This window comes from Vibrio sp. R15-SG3-ISO1B (assembly GCF_059833835.1).
This window is the reverse complement of the sequence record NZ_JCBDGG010000054.1, coordinates 57,870-78,644: the sequence shown is the minus strand read 5'-3', so window position 1 is coordinate 78,644 and position 20,775 is coordinate 57,870. Positions and strand designations below refer to the sequence as shown.

Genomic DNA, 20,775 nt, shown 5'->3' with positions numbered 1-20,775 from the left:
CCCCCGGTTCGCCTCGCTATGCTATGTATTCACATAACGATACTCGCTTATGCGAGTGGGTTTCCCCATTCGGAAATCCCAGACTCAAATGGTTTTTACTACCTAATCTGGGCTTATCGCAAGTTAATACGTCCTTCATCGCCTCTGACTGCCAAGGCATCCACCGTGTACGCTTAGTCACTTAACCATACAACCCCAAAGGGTCTTACGGTCAAACAACCAAAGTTGCTATCTCATTATTTGAATGAGCGAGATAGCTTTCGATTTTGCCGGACTCAAATATGAATAAGTGCCTAGAGTACTAGTGTCTAGTTTCTAGATAACTTATTCCCAAGAACACTTGAATGTGTTTTTGTGTATTCATAGTATATGAATACTTTGAGAACTTTACAAACAACAATAAATTGTTGTTTTGTCAGCTTTCCAAATTGTTAAAGAGCAAATTACTTCAAAGAAGTAACCATTTTTAAAAGCACTATCGTCTTTCTTATCAAAAGAAGTGCGCTTAAAGATGGTGGAGCTAAGCAGGATCGAACTGCTGACCTCCTGCGTGCAAGGCAGGCGCTCTCCCAGCTGAGCTATAGCCCCATCGATGGATAAATCCATTAACAGTCTTATGACCGGGATAATTTCTCTTTAGGCAAGGCAGATTAGTGAGGCCGTGTACACCAGTACACAACGAGCAATCTAACGACAGCATAAAGATAAATTGGTGGGTCTGAGTGGACTCGAACCACCGACCTCTCGCTTATCAGGCGAACGCTCTAACCACCTGAGCTACAGACCCACTGAATGCTCTAATTAAACCATATCAATCTGTGTGGACACTCATAACGATAATCATCGTATAAGGAGGTGATCCAGCGCCAGGTTCCCCTAGCGCTACCTTGTTACGACTTCACCCCAGTCATGAACCACAAAGTGGTGAGCGTCCTCCCCGAAAGGTTAAACTACCCACTTCTTTTGCAGCCCACTCCCATGGTGTGACGGGCGGTGTGTACAAGGCCCGGGAACGTATTCACCGTGGCATTCTGATCCACGATTACTAGCGATTCCGACTTCATGGAGTCGAGTTGCAGACTCCAATCCGGACTACGACGCACTTTTTGGGATTCGCTTACTCTCGCAAGTTCGCCGCCCTCTGTATGCGCCATTGTAGCACGTGTGTAGCCCTACTCGTAAGGGCCATGATGACTTGACGTCGTCCCCACCTTCCTCCGGTTTATCACCGGCAGTCTCCCTGGAGTTCCCACCCGAAGTGCTGGCAAACAAGGATAAGGGTTGCGCTCGTTGCGGGACTTAACCCAACATTTCACAACACGAGCTGACGACAGCCATGCAGCACCTGTCTTACAGTTCCCGAAGGCACCAAAGCATCTCTGCTAAGTTCTGTAGATGTCAAGAGTAGGTAAGGTTCTTCGCGTTGCATCGAATTAAACCACATGCTCCACCGCTTGTGCGGGCCCCCGTCAATTCATTTGAGTTTTAATCTTGCGACCGTACTCCCCAGGCGGTCTACTTAACGCGTTAGCTCCGAAAGCCACGGCTCAAGGCCACAACCTCCAAGTAGACATCGTTTACGGCGTGGACTACCAGGGTATCTAATCCTGTTTGCTCCCCACGCTTTCGCATCTGAGTGTCAGTATCTGTCCAGGGGGCCGCCTTCGCCACTGGTATTCCTTCAGATCTCTACGCATTTCACCGCTACACCTGAAATTCTACCCCCCTCTACAGTACTCTAGTCTGCCAGTTTCAAATGCAATTCCGAGGTTGAGCCCCGGGCTTTCACATCTGACTTAACAAACCACCTGCATGCGCTTTACGCCCAGTAATTCCGATTAACGCTCGCACCCTCCGTATTACCGCGGCTGCTGGCACGGAGTTAGCCGGTGCTTCTTCTGCAGCTAACGTCAAACAAGCACGCTATTAACGTACCTGCCTTCCTCACTGCTGAAAGTACTTTACAACCCGAAGGCCTTCTTCATACACGCGGCATGGCTGCATCAGGCTTGCGCCCATTGTGCAATATTCCCCACTGCTGCCTCCCGTAGGAGTCTGGACCGTGTCTCAGTTCCAGTGTGGCTGATCATCCTCTCAGACCAGCTAGGGATCGTCGCCTTGGTGAGCCCTTACCTCACCAACTAGCTAATCCCACCTGGGCATATCCTGACGCGAGAGGCCCGAAGGTCCCCCTCTTTGAGCCGAAGCTATTATGCGGTATTAGCCATCGTTTCCAATGGTTATCCCCCACATCAGGGCAATTTCCCAGGCATTACTCACCCGTCCGCCGCTCGACGCCCTTAACGTTCCCCGAAGGTTCAGTTAAGTCGTTTCCGCTCGACTTGCATGTGTTAGGCCTGCCGCCAGCGTTCAATCTGAGCCATGATCAAACTCTTCAATTTAAGATTTTGTTCGGCTCAATGAATACTGAACATTACATAAAGTAATGTTTGAATTGACTGTGCTGAGTCCGAAGACTCAATGGTCACTTCGTATCATTGAAACCTAATTTGAAACCGCTCTTTATTAAGAGAAATTTCTAATTGGATTATCATTAACGAGTGCCCACACAGATTGATAGGTTTATATTGTTAAAGAGCTGTGCTTTTCAAGAAACTTCCTCTCAAAGCGGAGGTGCATTCTAGCGAGTTAATTTGAAGAGTCAAACACTTTTCAAATTTATTTTCTCAAGAAACTTTTACCTCTCTTAACACTGCTGAAGCCTTGTGGCGTCTGCCGTGTCAGTGGAAGCGCATTATAGGGAGCAACAGAAATAGCGCAAGCGAAAAAAGCCTTTTTTTTATCAAAAAACGCCTGACCGACTACTTTTCGAGCAGGCGCTATTTTATACCTAGTTTACGCGCACACTATCCTAAGCATATACACAAATGCCTGTGGATAACTCAACCTCTAACTGTCTGAATCAAAGAAGTATGAAATGCGTGAGCGTGGGTTTAAGTACTCTTTTACTTTATCTGGCAGCTTAGCAGGCAAAATTGCATTCACTATTTTCAGTTCTTTCTCCGCTAAATCGAGAATCGGGGCTTGAGTCCTTGGCACAGAAGGGTCGTACATCAGCACATTCGGGTAGAGAATATTGCGCGCGTTGACTGAAATGACCAAACCAACCATGTTGTTGGACAGTTGGACAACGGTACCGGGTGGGTAGACGCCCATAAACTTGATTAAAATGCCGAGGTTTTCGTTGCTATAGAGATGCTTGCAGTTTTTATAAAGGTGAGACAGCGCAACATAAGGGATCTTTTGTTCTGCTTCTATATTGCAGTGACAGAGATTGTCATACGCATTCGCCACCGACACTATTTGCGTCATCATATCTATCTCTTCTTCTTTTAACCCTTGAGGGTATCCAGAACCATCATTCAGTTCATGATGTTGAGTAATGACCGTTTTAGCATTTTCCGGAAAGCTCTCTATTTTATCGGCCAAGTCAAAACCATACTTGGTGTGCAGTTTGAGGTAGTTTTTCTCTGGCTCCGTCAAGGCCGTCTTTTTGCGGACTATTGCCGTTGGGATTTTAACTTTTCCCATATCATGGAATAGCGCAGCAAACGCCACTTCTTTTATCTTGTCTGCATTGAGCTTTTTAGCCTTGGCAATCATCATCGCGATAACCGCAACATTGAGGGAGTGAAAATAGATGTCCTCAAATTCACTCTTACCGTTCATCAGGTGCAACGTCACGTTGTCATCGCTAAGCAATTTGTCGACCACATCGCTGACTAACTCCGATGCCTCATCAATGGCTTGTTCTGGTCGGCTGCGAATTTTATTCATCACCGCTCGCATCTTTGACAACGATCGTTCGAACTCTTTTTCACACTGGATCACTCGGCGTCGATAGGCATTGAGCTTTTCTATTTGCTCTTGTTTCTGCTGCCAGAGTTTTTCTGCCTCACTATCAACGCCGGAGTGGTCATTGTCGGCCTCTTCTTCGGGTTGCGCTTTCTGCGGTGGCAGTGGTTCAACATCACTTTGCGCTGGATTGATATAGACGTGCTTAATTCCCAAGTGACGAATGAGTCGCACTTGCTCTTCGTCTTTTATCTTGAAGCTATTCAATAAGAAAGGGTGCTCATTCCATTTGAGCGGCAGTCGAATGTGCAATCCGGGTTGGAGACGATCAACGGTAATTTTGATGCTAGCCACGACGTTTATACAACTGAATCATTTTGATAACCCAATAATCTTAGATGAATTAGGTGGCGATTTCATCACAAAAAGCCACCCTACCTGACCAACTCATCAATAGACGTGAGCAACGGATTACTGACGCGACATGACACCTCAGCAGATTAGACTAGATTGCAGTGCAGCATCCAACGGATGCCAAACTGATCTTCCACTTTACCAAAGCGTGCTCCCCAAAATGTGTCGGCCAAAGGCATCATCACGCGACCTTGCGTCGCGAGCTTATCGAACAGCCTCGCTTGTAAGTCGAGATCGTCAAGCACAATGGATAAGGCGATGGTGTTTCCGCTCAGCTCTTTCGCCACCACACCATCAGAGAGCATCAATTTATTGCCCATGATGTCAATTTCTGCGTGCATGATCCAATGAGGCTCCGCCCCCTCAATGACCTGTGGTGAATCTTTGAAATATTGCACTGATGTGACATCTGCCTCAAAACTGTCACGATAAAAATGGAGCGCCTCGGCACATCTTCCAGCGAAAAAAAGATACGGTGTGATTTGATACATTGTCTGACTTCCTGTTGTTTTCTTTAAAAGATAGCTGACAATTCACTAACTCGCGGATAAAGCGAAGAAAAATTCCACCGCTCTTATCTTGCGCACAAAGCGCCGACTCGAACCACACTGCGTTAGACGAGGCCTTGTTCATTTTTAATAGGATTCCCCTATCAATAAGATAGCTACAAGCAATTTTATTTAGTCTATGGGGGATGAGAATATACTTTCCGAAAGCAAGAACTGCTCACCCAAAACATTCTGAGGAAAGTAAAGATATGATTAACACTAAGATCAAACCATTCAAAGCGACCGCATTCAAACAAGGTGAATTTGTTGAAGTCACAGAGCAAGACGTTCTGGGTAAATGGGCGGTATTCTTCTTCTACCCAGCAGACTTCACCTTCGTATGTCCAACTGAACTTGGTGACCTAGCAGACCACTACGAAGAGCTTCAAAAGCGCGGCGTAGAAGTTTACTCAGTCTCTACTGATACACACTTTACTCATAAAGCATGGCACGATAGCTCAGACACTATTGGCAAAATCAACTACTACATGCTTGGCGACCAAACTGGCAACATCACCAACAACTTCGGTGTTATGCGTGAAGGTCAAGGTCTTGCAGACCGCGCAACATTCCTGATCGACCCAGAAGGTACGATTCAAGCGATGGAAATCACTGCTGAAGGTATCGGCCGTGACGCAGAAGACCTACTTCGCAAAGTAAAAGCCGCTCAGTACGTCGCTGCTCACCCAGGCGAAGTTTGCCCAGCGAAATGGAAAGAAGGTGAAGAAACACTGGCACCATCTCTAGACCTAGTTGGCAAAATCTAATCTCACTGAGATTGTTGTTCCTCCCCTATTAGGAACCTAATTAAGAGAGCATTCTGGGTCTGATACCGGACGACCTTCTACCCGGTTTGCTCTCTTCCCAACCTGTTTTTATCCAGAGTAACCACTCTTTTGTTTATTTAAGGTAAGTACCACCATGCTAGACCAAGCGATTCAACAACAACTCAAACAATATCTCGCCAATGTAAAAGAAGAGGTTCGTCTAGTGGTTAGCCTAGATGAAAGCAAAGCCGCCAATGACATCCTCGCCTTGGCCAATCAAATCGCTGAGATGAGCGATCTGATCAGTGTTGAACGAGATGATAATGCCAGCGCACGCAAACCTGTGATGGCTGTGACCAACCCGGCCAAAGGTACGTCATTGCGCTTTGCCGGCTTGCCAATGGGACATGAATTCACGTCTCTCGTTTTGGCGCTGCTGCACTCTGGCGGTCACCCAATCAAGCTTGAGCCTGAGGTGATTGAGCAAATCGCCGCATTAGACAAAGATCTTGATGTCGAAATTTTTATTTCACTCTCGTGTCAAAACTGCCCAGACGTGGTTCAAGCGTTCAACATGATGGCGGCGATCAACCCGAAAGTGAACGCGACCATGATCGATGGCGCACTCTTCCAAGATGAAGTGAAACAACGTGACATCATGGCCGTACCGAGTGTCTTCGTTAACGGCGAGCTATTCGGTCAAGGCCGCATGTCTCTGACTGAAATTCTTAACAAAGTGGATGATGGCGCAAGCGAGAAAGCCGCGAAAGCTCTGAGCGAAAAAGACCCATACGATGTCTTAGTTGTCGGTGGTGGCCCTGGTGGTAGTGCTGCGGCTCTTTATGCGGCGCGTAAAGGGATTCGCACTGGTGTTGTCGCTAAACGCTTTGGCGGTCAAGTTATGGACACCATGGCGATAGAAAACTTCATTTCAGTGAAACGTACTGAAGGTCCAAAACTGGCGACTGATCTTGCTGAGCACTTAAAAGAGTACGATGTGGACGTCGTAACAGAACAGCAAGCAGAAAAGCTGATGGGCGCAGCGCACACAGAAGATGGTCTGATTCATATCCAACTTGAGAGTGGCGCAACTCTGAAGAGTAAGAGTGTCATTCTAAGCCCAGGTGCACGTTGGCGTGAAATGAACGTTCCGGGTGAGCAAGACTACCGCAACAAAGGCGTTGCCTACTGCCCACACTGTGACGGCCCACTGTTCAAAGGTAAGAAGACTGCCGTTATCGGTGGTGGTAACTCAGGTATTGAAGCCGCTATCGACCTTGCCGGTATTGTTGAGCATGTGACAGTGTTGGAGTTTGCGGATGTCCTTCGCGCCGACCAAGTCTTGATCAACAAGGCGAACTCGATGCCTAACATCGACATTATTACCATGGCACAAACCACAGAAGTGATGGGTGATGGGAAACGTGTCACGAGCTTGAAGTACAAAGATCGCAACACAGATGAGATCAAAGAGATTGAGCTGTCTGGTATCTTCGTGCAAATCGGCCTCGTACCGAACACAGAATGGCTGAAAGATTCAGAGGTTGCCCTGTCAAATCGTGGCGAAATCGAAGTCGGTAGCCGTGGTGAAACAAGCCTAGAAGGTGTATTTGCGGCGGGGGATGCCACAACTGTACCGTACAAACAGATCATCATTGCGATGGGAGAAGGCGCAAAAGCAAGCCTTGGCGCATTTGACTACTTGATTCGCAAACAAGGATAAATCCCCTTCTCGAACATCATTGGCACCGCGTGAAATTTTCACCTCAGAGGAAATTTATCGGGACGCAGTGATCGAACTTTGTGACGAGAAGTATAACAACAAAGGAAGCCCAAAAGACTTAGCCAGCAGCTGCCAACCTGCTGGTTTTTTTTGTCTACAATTTTTTATCAGCAAAACAGAATTTATCAGCAAAACGGCTTTTAACAGTAATACGGATTGTTGGTACAACCACTGAGCATGAGTGGTGTACATATACTCCTAACATGCACATCGTTTATTTTGCTAAGAGTAGATTGGTATGATTAAGCTAGAGCGTGAGTTGTCGTTCTCTCAAAAAACGTACATTATCGGCCTGCCTATGATGGCACTTTCGTTTATCTATTTTGCTCGCTATGGGTATGCGACGCCCGACCTGATTGCCACTCTGGTCTTGTCTGCCTTAGTCGTCATTCTCAATCGCCCCACCACTCGCTATGCCCTGCCGTACGTGCTGTACGGGTTTGTTGCTTTGCATATTCATCAAGCCTATGGCGACATCATGCTTCATTTTGAAGTCTTCATCATGTTGGCGTTGATGACGCTCTACAATAACTGGCTGATGGTATTACACGCACTGGTTGCCGCCGCTCTGCATCACGTTGTCTTCTTTTGGATGCAGTCGTCTGGCGTACCGGTATACATTTTCCCACCGAACAGCAGCTACACCTTAGTTATTGAGCACTGCCTGTATGCTATTTTCCAAGCTAGCGTATCCATGTACGCCTGTCTTGTACTGGATAAAAACCTGCAACGCTTGAAATACGTCAGCCGCACCGTCGATCATGTTGTACAAGGTTCGACGTTCAACTTAAATGTGGAACTGCAAGAGCGGGATGAGTTTTTCACTCGCTTTAACCAAATCATTCTACAGTTACAAGACACCGCGAGAATCCAACGCGAATCCGTTGCGGAGCTTTCTCATGTATCCGAGGATTTTGCGGCTAACACCACACGAATTGATCGTGAGATCTCTCGCAATAGTAACAATATTAAGCAAGTCGCGAGCGCGGTGAGCAATCTCGGTGATTCGTTCTCCCATGTCTCACAAACAACCCAAGCTTGCCATCAAAGTGCCCAGCATGCCGCGGAGCTTAGTGATGCATCGCTTTCTCAATCGGCCGAATGTCAACATCGCTTATCCCGCATGACTGATATTGTTGACCAAACACGCAGCAACGTCAGCCAAGTCGTACAAGACGCCAACAGCATTCACCAGATTCTCGAAGCGATCACGAGCATCTCTGAGCAGACAAACTTGCTCGCTCTCAACGCTTCCATCGAAGCGGCAAGAGCCGGCGAAGCCGGGAGAGGCTTCGCTGTGGTGGCAGACGAAGTCCGCCAGCTAGCGAATCGCACCAGCGCAAGCGTTGAGGAGATTGGTGTGTCTCTAGGTCAATTAGAGAAAGCAGTCAAACTCTCCACGGGCAACATCAGTGACATGACGGAACTATCGACGCAAGTCTCTAGTGCCGTGGACAATATCATCCAATCGACCGGACAAATCTCGCACAATATCAGCCAAGTGAGTCTCCAGATGTCGCAAGTCGCCGATTCAGTCGATGAGCAACACCGCTCATTAGACCGTCTACAAAGCAGTATGTCGGAAGTGGATAACGCCAGTGCTGTGATTGCCGAGCAATCGCAGGCGCAAAGCGCCTCGATTTCAGAGCTAACCCAAGCCACTAGCAAATTGGCGAGCCTAAGCCAGCGATTCCAGCTCTCTTAATGGCCTACCGCTACTTTTTGATCCCGCTGCTGTTTGCAGCGGGTTATTTCGCGCCGACCTGGTTCAAGTTTGAACCGAAAATGGAGTTCGCCGCGGCGCCTCAAGGGCTCACATTGGTCGACTGCCCAGTGAATGACGGAAAATGCCAAGTCGATGGGTATCACGTGACGATAAAAAGCGGCCAGTTTTCACCGCTAGAGAGAACCGAGTTTGAGCTCACTTATGAGGATGATCCTCCACTCGCTGACGTACTCGTTACCTCTGATGATCAACAATTTGGCACCTTAATTGGCCAACCGACACTCGATACGAGCCACTCCTACTCCGTGCTGATCCCCTACTGCACCAATAGCGCTATGCAAATCATCATCATTGACCCCTCGCGCTCGGTTGGCTTACGCCTCTCATCGCTGTTATAACCATTGTACAAACGCATCGAGTTACCTACACTAAACTCAATACAGTGCATAATAAAAACAGTGGTTAGGAGACAAGGATGTTTAATTTCGCTCGCGCCAAAAATGACAAGATTACTCAGTTAGAAAATCAACTTAGCAGCGCTAATCAATTTAAGGAGTCGGTGAAAGAATCGGTTCCTTATATCGAATTCACACCCGATGGGCACATCCGTTTTGCCAACGCTCAGTTTCTCTCTGTTACCGGTTATAGCTTGGAAGAAGTGCAAGGCAAACATCACCGCTTCCTTTGTTTCCCGGAGGACGTTGAGACAGCTGAATACAAACAACTTTGGAAAGATCTCAATCGCGGCATCCCTAAAACGGGCCGATTTATTCGCAAAAACAAGCAAGATCTCGCATTTTGGGTCGAGGCCACCTATTTTCCGGTCCGCGATCAAGATGGGAAAGTAGAGTATGTCGCCAAAGTGGCCTCTGACGTGAGTGATGCTCAGCGAGAGCGTGAGCGCAATCGAGCACTGTTAGACGCCCTGGATAAATCGTTAGCCGTCATCGACTTTGAACCCGACGGCACCATCATTACCGCCAATAAAAACTTCCTCGCGCACATGGGCTACTCATTGGCCGAAATCAAAGGTCAGCACCATCGTATGTTTTGCTTGCCAGAGTTTTATCAGTCCAACCCCAATTTTTGGGCAGAGTTGTCGACTGGTGCCATCAAAACCGGTCTGTTCCAACGGATTGATAAGCATGGTCAACGTATGTGGTTAGAAGCGACTTATAACCCGATTTTCAACCATGAAGGCAAAGTGGTTAAAATCATCAAACTCGCGAGCGATATTACCGATCGTGTCGAAAAAGCCGAGCGAGTCAAAGAAGCCGCCACCACCTCATTCGAGATAGCCCAGCAAACCGTCAACTCCGCGTGTGAAGGGAAAGAGAGCATTGCGCAGCTTCTGACCAACTCTCAAGAGATCAACCGCTCCGTCGCCGAAATGAATGAGTTGGTGACCGCCTTGAATGGTCAGTCGAAAAGCGTTGAAACCATCGTTTCAACCATCAGCGCCATTGCCGAGCAAACCAACCTGCTCGCATTGAACGCTGCAATTGAGGCGGCGAGGGCCGGAGAACAAGGCCGCGGCTTTGCCGTTGTGGCCGATGAAGTGCGGAATCTCGCAGCCAGGACCTCAGAATCCACCTCAGAGATTGCCGACGTTATTGGTGAGAACAGTAAGATCACGCAAAAGCTCGATGGCAAAATCCAAGCCGTTACCGAAAAAACGTCCCACGGTGAATCTCAAACTGAGCAGATCTCACAAGTGATCGACAGAATCATCGATGACGCAGAAAAAGTATCTCGAACGGTGGAAAACCTGTCTTAACCCTCTATCGTGATACTGCTAAGCGTCGTTCAAACAAAGCCTCGTTTAAACACGGGGCTTTTTTGAATATGGCGAATGCTAGAAACAACAAAGCCCCGACTTTCGTCGAGGCTTTGTTGTTTAAATATGGTACCGGTGGGCGGACCTGAACCGCCACGCCCGAAGGCAACGGATTTTGAATTCCTCTCAACTAGTTGTAATCACTTAGATTTAAGAGGATTACTTTGGATATTAAGCACCATGACGTGGGATTTCATTAGATCTATTTTACATTCATTGAGCACAGAATCAGCATAGACAACTCATTTTGAATACAAAATCAGCAAGGCTGAACCGTGTATAAACAATCACTTGAAGTCATTTTCACACCAGAACCCATGGTAACTTATCGGCACAGAATTACTCGTTTAATCGAGCAAGCAGAAACCCATTCAACCATCGCGTTTGTCCATAGCTCGCCACGGAGTGGTGTGTTCACATTAGTGATAATTCTTACACCACATTCCTATCATTATCAAGTTTTAATATTTCGTTGAAATCTATTGCTTTTGTTTATCCATCACAAAAAATCAAATAAAGCATGAAATGCAAGACTATCTACTGACGCAAGGGTATAAATCTGTGTCAAAACCGTGATATAAGACCACATCAACGTTATAACTAGGTAAACTATAATGGCACCAAAGTATGGCAGAGGGAAGTTTGAAACACACCCTAATTATATAAAATACATGCACAGTATTGTAGAAAGTGAACAATTCGCTGGTATGCCGAATGCAATCTCTAATGGAAAAATAAACTGGCAGGTTAGTAGCGGAAAAAAAACATCCTTCTATAAATTCTATAAGCAGAGAATGGAGTGGTGGGAAAGAAAAGCCGATTCACTTAACTTACCAGGTAAAGGTAGTGAAAACGAGAGGTTTACAATTGCAGCAAGGATGATTAACCCAACAGGTTACCGTGCTTGTATGCTATGCGGAGATGATTGGAATGTTGGATACTTTTATTTAAATACACATTTATACAAAAAGTTATCCAAGTTATGTCCCAAAGGTGAGTTCTTCAAATGGCAACCGATAGACTCAGCCATTCATGAGCTAAAAAAACACCTTAGCAGTGATGAAATATATACAATTTTTATAGACCTATTTCCCGAAAGAAAAACATTCTTTAAAGATTTTGGCATAACAAAAAAAGCATTTGAAAAATCAAACTATATCAATAAGAAAGCTTGGTTAACACCAGGTTTTATGGGTAACCCAGACAGCCGTTTAGATGGCTTTCATGATTATCATTTTGAGTGCAGAAAGAATAAAGATCCTGGTCGTTTTGATGCCAATATGAAATCATATAACCATGATAGAAGAAGTTTCGAGTACTGGACCCAAGGAAACTGGATGCTCGCCGATGCCTTATACAATAGTGCAGAATACGGCATATGCCTTGATTGTCCAAAGGGCTCTAAAGAAATTAAGGTTAGTCCCGACCATATTGGTCCTATTTCCTGTGGTTTTAAACAGCTTGCTTATTTCAAACCTCTTTGTGCAAGACATAACAGCGCTAAAAATAGAAGGTTTACAAAGTATGATGTCGATCTTTTAATTAATTATGAAACTAAACATCATGAATCAGTGGCTTCATTCCAAATACAAAAACATTGGGATACAAATAAATACAAAGTTAAAAATAATGGAGACAGTAAGCAACTAAGTAATTCACTCAGATCTTTACAGGATGCTTATTTTAGAATATTACATTTACTGTGGCAAAATGGACATCAACGTTTTATTTGCACATTACTCTCTCCAAAACACGCATTTGATGTCATAAAGTTTGATGGTCTAGACGGAAGTAATTTAACTTATGAAAAAGCTACGATTGACAAAAAGATAACTCCCAATAGAAAAAGCCTGTATGTAAGAAGTATCCGTATTGCGTTGTCTTCATTACAAGAATACGTATCTAAAGAACCTAGTTCACGTAAACTGATGAGAAATGATTTTTCTGACAATATACATTTAATAAATCATTTACTAGCTGAGTTTTCAAAATTCGAGAGCTCAGAGCAAGATAAGATATGGGCATCATCCATTTCGAACAATAAAGTTGACGAGAATCTTGACATAATAATCGCTGAACTTACTGAATGTGAAGACGTTCCAGAAGAGAAAGATGACTTTCAGAAGCTTGAGTTACTAAGACGGTGCCTTGATACAATAGGTATCAACGCACCATTAAACTTTTAGTTTAAGTGACAGACTAGTCAACTACAGAAGACTCTAAGAAGTTCTCTAGGGTCTTTTTTCCACTAACCCACTCTGAATAGCAACCGCGAATACCACTTTCTTTATTATAGCTAAGGCCTAAAAAAGCCTCTGCTATATTAATTGGACTAGCTAAAGATTCATCAATTTTCATTTTTATAGAAGACTTTCTTCTACCTAAGCATGGATTAAACAGTGTTTCTGGCTTACTAAAGCTAAACGCGCTATCAAGAGTTGCGATTAAGAAAACCCTCCTGCGCATCTGAGGCACACCGTATTCTTCAGCGTTCAGTTTCCAAACTGGGGTTGTAACAGAATAGCCAAGCTCCTGCAAACTAATTATAAGATCATTAATTACCTTACCTTTCTTCATTGTTAGTAGCCCTTCTACATTTTCAAGAAGAAAAACCTTAGGTTTAAGTTCTTTTGCAAACTCTAAGTAATTCACTGCTAAATCGTTTCTTTCATCATCGTGATTTCTGAAACCTGCATGAGAAAATCCTTGGCACGGCGGCCCACCAACTAAAAGATTTAATGACTCACCATCTAGCTGCTCTTTAATTCTAGAAATGGTTTCTCTAAGTTCAACTTCTTGTTGTAAATCTGCCAGAACCACTTCATGAAGAGGATTATTCTTTCTATTCTCTTTATATGTATTTAATGCACTATTATTATTATCAATAGCCGATATGATATTCCAGCCTGCCCATTCAAGACCTAGGCTTAAGCCACCAGCTCCACAAAAGACATCTACACACGTCCTATTTCCATCAACTTTAAGCAACTCTTTTCCAATAGCGTAAGCAAGTAAAGGAGGTACAGCATTACCTATTTGTATTCTTACAGCTCCTTCTGAACCTGTAAATTTGTAGCTATCAGGAAAAGACTGCAACCTAGCTGCTTCTCTTGATGTTAGTGTTCTATCCTCAACTGGATGTATATGCGTACCATTACCAGGTCGATTGTAGTATGTAGATATAGTATATGAAGGCTGTTCTGGTCTAAGTCTTCCATAATAAGTTGTACGCACTACCCCTCTTTGCTTAGTCATTTCTCTGATCTGTTCAAGCCTCTTAGAGGGTACACTTTCTGGTATACTTTGCCAGTTACCACCTTGAGGAACATGAGAAATCATTTCTCTATCCAATTCAGAAAGTGTAGGTAATGTATGATTAAACCAAGTTACGTTTTCACTACTCATTAATTACATACTCCAATACTTCTTTGATATATTCTTCATCATGTGTACTTTGTAAAACAGTTAAAATATCTTCTTTTGAAAGATTAAACGCTTTGAATATAAGTGCGTCTAGCTTGGCTTCTTCTTTAATATAGCTAGTACCTGAATGACTTTCATCTCCATCATATATTTTTTGAAGGCGCTTGACTTCATCCTCAATAGATTCAACAAGAGAGTTCGATATATTAATAATAGGAAAGTCATCTATTTCATAGTTTGCCACATGATTGTTACCATTCATAATTCTAAAGTACCAGTCAATTAGAGCACTATTTAATATACCTAAATACAAATGTATAAAATCATTATAAACTGTTAGATAGTTGCAAGAATTACCAACTAAACACCCACTTGGAACAATAGAAAATACTAAACGCCTTTTTTGCTTCATGTATGAACATTGGCGACAAACCAATCTTTCCTTTTTATATGCACTACCTTTAGGTTTATTACTTATTTTCCTCTCAAACTCAGAGATATTTGCAAAGAATAACCTTTCATCTGGAACAAGCAATTCTTTAAATCTACCAATATTTTCACCTCTAATAATTTTTAATTCAGATTTTTTATTGGAGAAAATTGATTTATCTAAAGTTTGATCTAACTCACCTCGCAAGTTAACAATATCACTGTTATTTTTAATCTTCGGAAAGTCTTGCAGTTTTATAAATAAATTAATTTCATTTAGACTAGCCCTAGGGATAGGATATCCAAAGTGTTCTAGTTTTTCCAAATCTTCATATGCTAATGACGGTTCTGTTTCAAAGTCTCTCTTTAGATTGATAACTTTATTTTTCTCTTTGTTTACCTTAACAATAGCTAGCGGCTGATTGACCGTTTCAAACCCTGTCGAAGTTTCACTAATAAAGTGAACCTTATTTAAGCATCTAGATTTTATAATTTCTCTTCTTAGTTCGTTTTGAGAAGCACTATTTAACCATCCACAAGGACCAATATAAATTAAAGATTCACGCTCATCAATTTTATTAAAACAAAGAGCTAAAAAAACTTTTGACCATTCTAAACCACCACGACCAGTCGAAAGATTCCCAAGAGCGCTTTGGACTTGCTCTTTTAACATTGACAGGCTAGCCTTCTTTCTGTCAGAGTGATTTTCATTGAAACTTAGCTTAGTTTCTTCATTATGTAATTTGTCAGATTCAAATTTAATTTTCCCATATGGAGGGTTGATTAAAATTGTACCACAAGGCAATGACGATGAAGAAAACAGATCTATTTGTTGAGAAAGAAGCTTCAAAGCGTTTGCAGTGATAATCTCAATTTCGACATTTATTCCTAAGGACTCTGAGTAGCTTTTTAGAGAAAGCTCAGCCACCTCAGCAGCGAAAGGATCAATCTCCACACCTATTACCTTGGTAAGCAAAATATCATTTTTTGCTGCGAATTCAATACATGCAGCTAATAGATTTCCAGTACCTAAACAAGGGTCAATGATTACTTTTGATTGTGACCCAAGTACAGCATCTTCTGCCATTTCACGAGCAATAGTGATTGGTGTATAAAAAGCTCCAAACTCTTTAGACACTGATAAATTATTTTTTACTTTCTGACTTTCTATGTTTGATAATAATTTAAAATATCCCTGTTCGACTACTTTAGAGACATAAAAATAATCTTCTAGTGTTCTAATTTTAGGAATTAAGTCTCTAACAATATCTCGCGTTACATTTGCATTAACTGCAAATTTATATTGAGTTTCCAAATCCAAATCACTTGTATTTACATACATTTCAAACAATGTATTTTTAATAGCGTTTTTAATGAAAACGTCATCATTAATAAGGTGAAGAGAAGATGTTATTTCATTTTCCGTAAATTTATTTCTTACGTCTAGTGTACTTTTCTGCAACATAGATTAGCTTTGGTATCAAAAATAATGACCAATTTTACTCAATTTCGCTGTCTTGTTCACTAAAAACTGTCATTACTGAATCCACCTTAGAGATTTAATCTTAATTCATTGAATTATAAACACTTACATTCAATGCAACACACAAAGCAATGCCAACAGTCACGATATACTTACATTAGAGAAAATAAGTAAAAACGTGACTGAAAGCCGCAGTCACCTTACGCCCGACGCATCTGCGGCCTTCAAAAAAGTATCTTATTTACTACTTCAAAGCATAGAACAGCCCAGTCAAAACCGCTTCACCAACCAGCTCAACTAACTGAGCAACAAAACCATCAAACTCATCAGCAAACCCAATTTTCGCCAAACCAAATTCCGTAGCAACTTGATCCAACGACAGATTGCAAACCTTACCCTGATTCTTAGCTCGACGAGCCTTGTCATTTAGCGAGGTAACGGCTTTACCCAAATCACCACCTGCAAACAGTTCAGGATTGGCGAGCAACAAATGGCGCGCAGAAGGGTAAAGTTTGTTACCGTAGAACATAGGTTTGGACTGACCCTTTAACTTCTCACGCTCGGTGTGTGCAGCAGACAGCGCTTCCTCTACAGATATGCCAACCTTTATGCGGTTCATCAGCGTACTTTGCGCCACACCTAGCTCTCTAGCCGCTTGGCGCATACTTGAGTACTCAGTGCCGTCTATAACAACTTTCTTGCGGTAGTCACCTTTAGGGCGCGCTTCCAGCTCAAGGGCTTGCTCTAGTGTCCACCCGAACTTGGTTACGCGCTCATTAACCAGCTTGGGGTTCAAGCCATAGTGACGCGCAGCAGCAGTGCGAGAAGGGAACTCAACGCCCTCAATTTCATAGATATTTTTCATATTGTTATCTCTTTTCAATTTGTTAAGCATAAAACCACACAGAGGCCGCCTGGAACAAGCCAGACGATCTCTGCATGGTTACTACTCAAAATAGGTCTTAAAACGGGGCATCATCGTCTACAGGTGTTTTTTTAGCTACACCCTCGCCGAAGCTGACCTTAGATTTAATCTGCTCATACAACGCCAACATTTCGCACACGAGTTCAGCGTTCGGTCGTGACTGTCCATTAGGTTTCACCCAGTTCTGTTGCTTCCATTTAGGTGCCCATTCAGTGAGGGTTTTTATCGTCGCGGCATCCATCCCTATAATCTCGATAGAACTCACCTCCTGATCTAGCAAACTTTTAGCGATGTGTAGTGTGTGCATACATAGCTGGTAGCGCATTGCCGAAACTGTAGGTTTCTTAACTTCAAATACTTGCGTGTCACCACCTACAACCGAAACCGTCGACCCTTTACCACCAACACCAAGCTTACAGGTAATGGTCTTTTTCGTAGGTCTTGCTGTGAAAGTACTCAAAAAGCTTAAATCTTCTTTTGGTCGAGAATTGCTGTATCGATTTCTCTTAGGCTTACTGTGCGCAAGGCGAGCATCACGTTCAGACACCAACTCCTGCAAGTATTCTTCGGCTTGTTTGTAGGTGTAAGCCCCCTTCTTCTTACCACCGGGGTTAGCAATAATTTTCTCACATTCAGTCCATGTTTTTACGATACGAGCTATGTCGTTGTTTACCGATGCGTAAAAGTGAAATTTTTGATTAGCCATAATAATGCTCCTTAAAATTTTATTGAGTTAGCCGCCGGAATGACGGCTGTGGATTTGAATAAATGTCATTGCGTGTGAGGTTGGGTTTCTTATATCCCCAACGGTGCAATGGTTGATTGGTAAAAAAGCCCTTTGAGATAAGGGCTTTCGATAGGTCAATATTTACGATCTCAACGGGCGTTGAGAGCTTCTCGCAGTGAGGAACGAGATTCAGGGTTGAAGAGGATTTCAACTTCGAAGTCAGGAAACTTCGAGACTATTAAGCGAGCTAAACTGATGGTTAGCTCAGTCATCGGTACAGCGCCTTCAATCAATTTGGCGTTCTTAGCACCACGAACAGCGGTCGCTTTGGTTGGATAGCCAATATCGGTCATCCACTCAGCTAATGCTTTGGCGGTGATCTGTTTCTTACTCATACCGCTTTTTTCATGCGCGTAGAAACGCAAAAATAAGCGTGCCATCAAACTGTCAGAGGCCTCATTAGCCTTTAAACGCAAATTTTTATTACTAGCGGTTTCAGCCATTACCAAGCGGTCTTGCCAGTCATACCAATCCTCAGACGTTTTAAGACAATGCGCCTTCCGCCAGTGATCAAAGCGCAATCTTGTAAACAGCATCTCATCCACCGACTTGTGTGGCTTGCTTTCAAGCGCAATATGCTTCCGTCCTTTCACGTCAACCATTACCGGATTTAGGAGCTGTCGCTTCTGATCGAACTCCATGTTCTGGTAGATAGACCGCTTCTCTAGCATCAAATCCTTATGCTCTAAGAAGCGCATTCGGTTCGGTGTCAGGTAGCTACCATCAACTTTATCGCCGGGCTTACGGGTAAGATACTTGTTCACCATATAAGCACTTTGGTCAGTGACCATCGGATCAACCTTAACGCTACCTTTCGCAAGTATCGGCTCAAAACCTTCACTTCCGATAACCGTGTACTGAGCACGAGTTTTAGCACCGATCAGCTGGGACGCTTGATGCTTGAGTTCCAATACTTCACCACCAGTTTGGTCTATACGATGGTAGAGCTCTCGGAACCGCTGACAAATAGAGCCACTTAGGTCTATCTCATCCAGTTCAGCGTTAGTCAGGAAGCCATCTGTCGTCACTGAAACAACAACCTTGTCATCGGGGATGCTATGAAGCATTTCCCCCAACAAGGCTCTAGCTAAGCCAGTCGTGTAAGCGGCGAAAAATGGGTTGGTCAAAGTCGATGGTGGTAGTTGCGTGGAGTAACCAGCTTGGATATCGAACGACCTCTTAGGGCGTAACGATTGAGCTAGCTTTCCATAGCAACTATTCAACATTTCCTTAGTCAATTTCTCGTCAAAGCTATTTTTAACGAATGACTTACGGCGTTCTCTACCCCATTTCATAAACGGTTCAAAAATGCGAACGTCATTCTTCCAAGGCACGACAAACGCTTGCTTGATGGTGATTTCAGCACCTTGGTTATACGCCACTTCAAGTTCATGACCAGTGCAGTGCGTTTCACCTGATAGCGGGAAGATCAACCCATACTCAGATCGAACGGCTAAGCTTGGGAAGCGAGTATGTTCAGGGAACTTAAACTCAACCCAAGCCAAAGCACATTTGTCTCCAAACAGCTCTTTCAGATCTCGAGTCATGTACATCTGATCGTAATCTAACTCGCGCAGACCTAGCGTAATCGCCGAATAGCAGCTTGGAACGTCATAATCTCGCCAAGTATCAATAGGAGTAGGACCAGCGATAAATGACTCGTTGCGTCCTCCATGGTAGGCCATGGTCGAAAAATGCTCTAACGTCATACGAGCTGTTACAGGCACATCACGAGTTATCGTTAGGGGCTTGGTTCGGTCAGACGGCCACACTTCTTTAGTCACCTTCTCAAAACCAAACAAACCACGATAACCGCGCTTATCATCCAAGCTATTCACAAAGGCTTTAACGGCAAGGCCACCAATGGTGAACGGAACCGAATTTAGACCGAGTGTATTTTGACAGAAGGAAGAAACCCGCTCGAAATGACGAGCACTGATAATTGAATCAGTAATTGCATACTCAGCGAATTTCTCCGGCTCTGCTTCCAGAAACTCATCCATTCGAGAGATAGAGTACGGCTCTGGAATTTCTACCTTTGGAATCTTCAATAGCTCTCCGACAGAGGCTAGTGACGATCCATTGGGCGAAAGTAGCATGGTGTCGTAGAACGTGATATACAAGGTGTGTCGGTTGCGGGATTTGTCGTGAACATTGAGAGGCTCTTTATCGATACGTCGAGACATGACTTTATCAAGTTCCAGTCCGTATACGTCATCAAGACTCGCCACCGTCTTACGTAAGCCTTTGACATGTGTCTTGAGTTGGTCAAAAGCTTGGCTGAAGTTAAACAAATCAGCCGATAGCCAATGAGCACACAAAATGATGTCAGTCGGCCACTTATCAAGTACTTCATCTTCCATCGCTTTTTCGATAGCCTGAACCAAGCATTTGTCCAGTGCTAGCCGTCCCGATTTTTTGGTCGATTCAGGAAACAAGATAATCGTTGATAACTTGCCCTTGAATAGAACCGCGAATTGGTAACTCAAGATACGGTTGTAGGTTCCGCATTCAGACTCTACATACTCAGTATCCATAGCTATCACGGGGCGTTCAAAGAACGGTGTTGCCTCTCGTCGCTTTCGCTTAGTTTGCTTCTTCTTTTTGGGCTTACGACCCACTAGTGGTTTAGCTTTGCGCTTTACGCCATCAAAAGAAGCAGGCTCACTCGGTTGAGCTTCACCCCAAGCACTTACCGCTTCTTCCTCAGTCCAACCGGATGTTGCTAGGTTGTCCATGCTTAAGTCAGAAGCCTGCTCTAGCCAATCAAAATTTTCGTTCATATAACTACTCTCCAGAAACGCAAAAAGACGCTCTAAGGCGTCTTTTTGCAAGGT

The 20,775-nt window shown here is 43.9% G+C and carries 13 protein-coding genes, 2 tRNA genes, 2 rRNA genes and 1 pseudogene; 7 read left to right on the top strand and 11 right to left on the bottom strand.

Features of this window, described 5'->3' with window-relative positions:
• The 6 genes from AC6R0S_RS17335 to AC6R0S_RS17310 all read right to left on the bottom strand — a co-directional run.
• Nucleotides 1-187, bottom strand: a 23S ribosomal RNA gene (locus AC6R0S_RS17335); the annotation flags it as partial.
• A 325-nt stretch (nt 188-512) separates the two neighbouring features.
• Nucleotides 513-588: transfer RNA gene (locus tag AC6R0S_RS17330), tRNA-Ala, on the bottom strand.
• Between the two features lie 122 nt (nt 589-710).
• Nucleotides 711-787 (bottom strand) — tRNA-Ile (locus AC6R0S_RS17325).
• Between the two features lie 61 nt (nt 788-848).
• Nucleotides 849-2,402 (bottom strand): 16S ribosomal RNA (locus AC6R0S_RS17320).
• A gap of 508 nt (nt 2,403-2,910) precedes the next feature.
• Nucleotides 2,911-4,170: a cyclic di-GMP phosphodiesterase gene (locus AC6R0S_RS17315; protein ID WP_500633030.1), complete on the bottom strand. Its 1,260-nt coding sequence runs from the start codon at nt 4,168-4,170 to the stop codon at nt 2,911-2,913.
• Between the two features lie 146 nt (nt 4,171-4,316).
• The gene (locus AC6R0S_RS17310; RefSeq protein WP_334555126.1) at nt 4,317-4,721 is read right to left on the bottom strand and encodes a VOC family protein; all 405 of its coding nucleotides are present in this window, start codon (nt 4,719-4,721) and stop codon (nt 4,317-4,319) included.
• A 266-nt stretch (nt 4,722-4,987) separates the two neighbouring features.
• On the opposite strand from AC6R0S_RS17310, the gene ahpC reads away from it, so the two are divergent.
• From ahpC to AC6R0S_RS17275, 7 genes and pseudogenes are all read left to right on the top strand, one after another.
• Nucleotides 4,988-5,545: an alkyl hydroperoxide reductase subunit C gene (gene ahpC, locus AC6R0S_RS17305; protein ID WP_334555125.1), complete on the top strand. Its 558-nt coding sequence runs from the start codon at nt 4,988-4,990 to the stop codon at nt 5,543-5,545.
• Nucleotides 5,546-5,699: 154 nt separating this feature from the next.
• Nucleotides 5,700-7,268, top strand: coding sequence for an alkyl hydroperoxide reductase subunit F (gene ahpF, locus AC6R0S_RS17300; protein ID WP_500633031.1), 1,569 nt, complete (start codon nt 5,700-5,702; stop codon nt 7,266-7,268).
• A 298-nt stretch (nt 7,269-7,566) separates the two neighbouring features.
• Nucleotides 7,567-9,033 carry a methyl-accepting chemotaxis protein gene (locus AC6R0S_RS17295; protein ID WP_500633032.1) on the top strand — a complete coding sequence of 489 codons (1,467 nt, stop codon included), beginning with the start codon at nt 7,567-7,569 and terminating at the stop codon, nt 9,031-9,033.
• Nucleotides 9,033-9,452: a hypothetical protein gene (locus tag AC6R0S_RS17290; protein WP_500631236.1), complete on the top strand. Its 420-nt coding sequence runs from the start codon at nt 9,033-9,035 to the stop codon at nt 9,450-9,452. Before AC6R0S_RS17295 ends, AC6R0S_RS17290 begins: the two co-directional genes overlap by 1 nt.
• A 77-nt stretch (nt 9,453-9,529) precedes the next feature.
• Nucleotides 9,530-10,306, top strand: a pseudogene (locus AC6R0S_RS17285) (PAS domain-containing protein); the annotation flags it as partial.
• On the top strand, nt 10,289-10,831 hold the full coding sequence (locus AC6R0S_RS17280) for a methyl-accepting chemotaxis protein (RefSeq protein WP_420378236.1): 543 nt from the start codon (nt 10,289-10,291) through the stop codon (nt 10,829-10,831). The pseudogene AC6R0S_RS17285 and the gene AC6R0S_RS17280, both read left to right, overlap by 18 nt.
• 674 nt (nt 10,832-11,505) lie before the next feature.
• Nucleotides 11,506-13,077: an Alw26I/Eco31I/Esp3I family type II restriction endonuclease gene (locus AC6R0S_RS17275; protein WP_500638440.1), complete on the top strand. Its 1,572-nt coding sequence runs from the start codon at nt 11,506-11,508 to the stop codon at nt 13,075-13,077.
• A gap of 13 nt (nt 13,078-13,090) precedes the next feature.
• Here AC6R0S_RS17275 and AC6R0S_RS17270 read toward each other — a convergent pair whose 3' ends face one another.
• The 5 genes from AC6R0S_RS17270 to AC6R0S_RS17250 all read right to left on the bottom strand — a co-directional run bounded on the left by AC6R0S_RS17270 (nt 13,091) and on the right by AC6R0S_RS17250 (nt 20,721).
• Complete coding sequence (locus tag AC6R0S_RS17270; RefSeq protein WP_500638439.1) at nt 13,091-14,296, bottom strand: DNA cytosine methyltransferase; 1,206 nt, start codon at nt 14,294-14,296, stop codon at nt 13,091-13,093.
• Nucleotides 14,289-16,208: an N-6 DNA methylase gene (locus AC6R0S_RS17265; RefSeq protein WP_500638438.1), complete on the bottom strand. Its 1,920-nt coding sequence runs from the start codon at nt 16,206-16,208 to the stop codon at nt 14,289-14,291. Before AC6R0S_RS17265 ends, AC6R0S_RS17270 begins: the two co-directional genes overlap by 8 nt.
• A gap of 262 nt (nt 16,209-16,470) precedes the next feature.
• Complete coding sequence (locus tag AC6R0S_RS17260) at nt 16,471-17,091, bottom strand: hypothetical protein (protein ID WP_500638437.1); 621 nt, start codon at nt 17,089-17,091, stop codon at nt 16,471-16,473.
• A gap of 97 nt (nt 17,092-17,188) precedes the next feature.
• Nucleotides 17,189-17,857, bottom strand: coding sequence for a hypothetical protein (locus AC6R0S_RS17255; RefSeq protein WP_500638436.1), 669 nt, complete (start codon nt 17,855-17,857; stop codon nt 17,189-17,191).
• A gap of 170 nt (nt 17,858-18,027) precedes the next feature.
• Nucleotides 18,028-20,721, bottom strand: a complete 2,694-nt coding sequence (locus tag AC6R0S_RS17250) for a hypothetical protein (RefSeq protein WP_500638435.1) — start codon at nt 20,719-20,721, stop codon at nt 18,028-18,030.
• Nucleotides 20,722-20,775 lie beyond the last annotated feature (54 nt).

Bases quoted from the DNA above. Each gene is read 5' to 3' on its own strand.
- AC6R0S_RS17310 (WP_334555126.1), bottom strand. From the start codon at position 4,721: ATGTATCAAATCACACCGTATCTTTTTTTCGCTGGAAGATGTGCCGAG.
- ahpC (WP_334555125.1), top strand. From the start codon at position 4,988: ATGATTAACACTAAGATCAAACCATTCAAAGCGACCGCATTCAAACAA.
- ahpF (WP_500633031.1), top strand. From the start codon at position 5,700: ATGCTAGACCAAGCGATTCAACAACAACTCAAACAATATCTCGCCAAT.
- AC6R0S_RS17295 (WP_500633032.1), top strand. From the start codon at position 7,567: ATGATTAAGCTAGAGCGTGAGTTGTCGTTCTCTCAAAAAACGTACATT.
- AC6R0S_RS17290 (WP_500631236.1), top strand. From the start codon at position 9,033: ATGGCCTACCGCTACTTTTTGATCCCGCTGCTGTTTGCAGCGGGTTAT.
- AC6R0S_RS17275 (WP_500638440.1), top strand. From the start codon at position 11,506: ATGGCACCAAAGTATGGCAGAGGGAAGTTTGAAACACACCCTAATTAT.
- AC6R0S_RS17270 (WP_500638439.1), bottom strand. From the start codon at position 14,296: ATGAGTAGTGAAAACGTAACTTGGTTTAATCATACATTACCTACACTT.
- AC6R0S_RS17265 (WP_500638438.1), bottom strand. From the start codon at position 16,208: ATGTTGCAGAAAAGTACACTAGACGTAAGAAATAAATTTACGGAAAAT.
- AC6R0S_RS17260 (WP_500638437.1), bottom strand. From the start codon at position 17,091: ATGAAAAATATCTATGAAATTGAGGGCGTTGAGTTCCCTTCTCGCACT.
- AC6R0S_RS17255 (WP_500638436.1), bottom strand. From the start codon at position 17,857: ATGGCTAATCAAAAATTTCACTTTTACGCATCGGTAAACAACGACATA.
- AC6R0S_RS17250 (WP_500638435.1), bottom strand. From the start codon at position 20,721: ATGAACGAAAATTTTGATTGGCTAGAGCAGGCTTCTGACTTAAGCATG.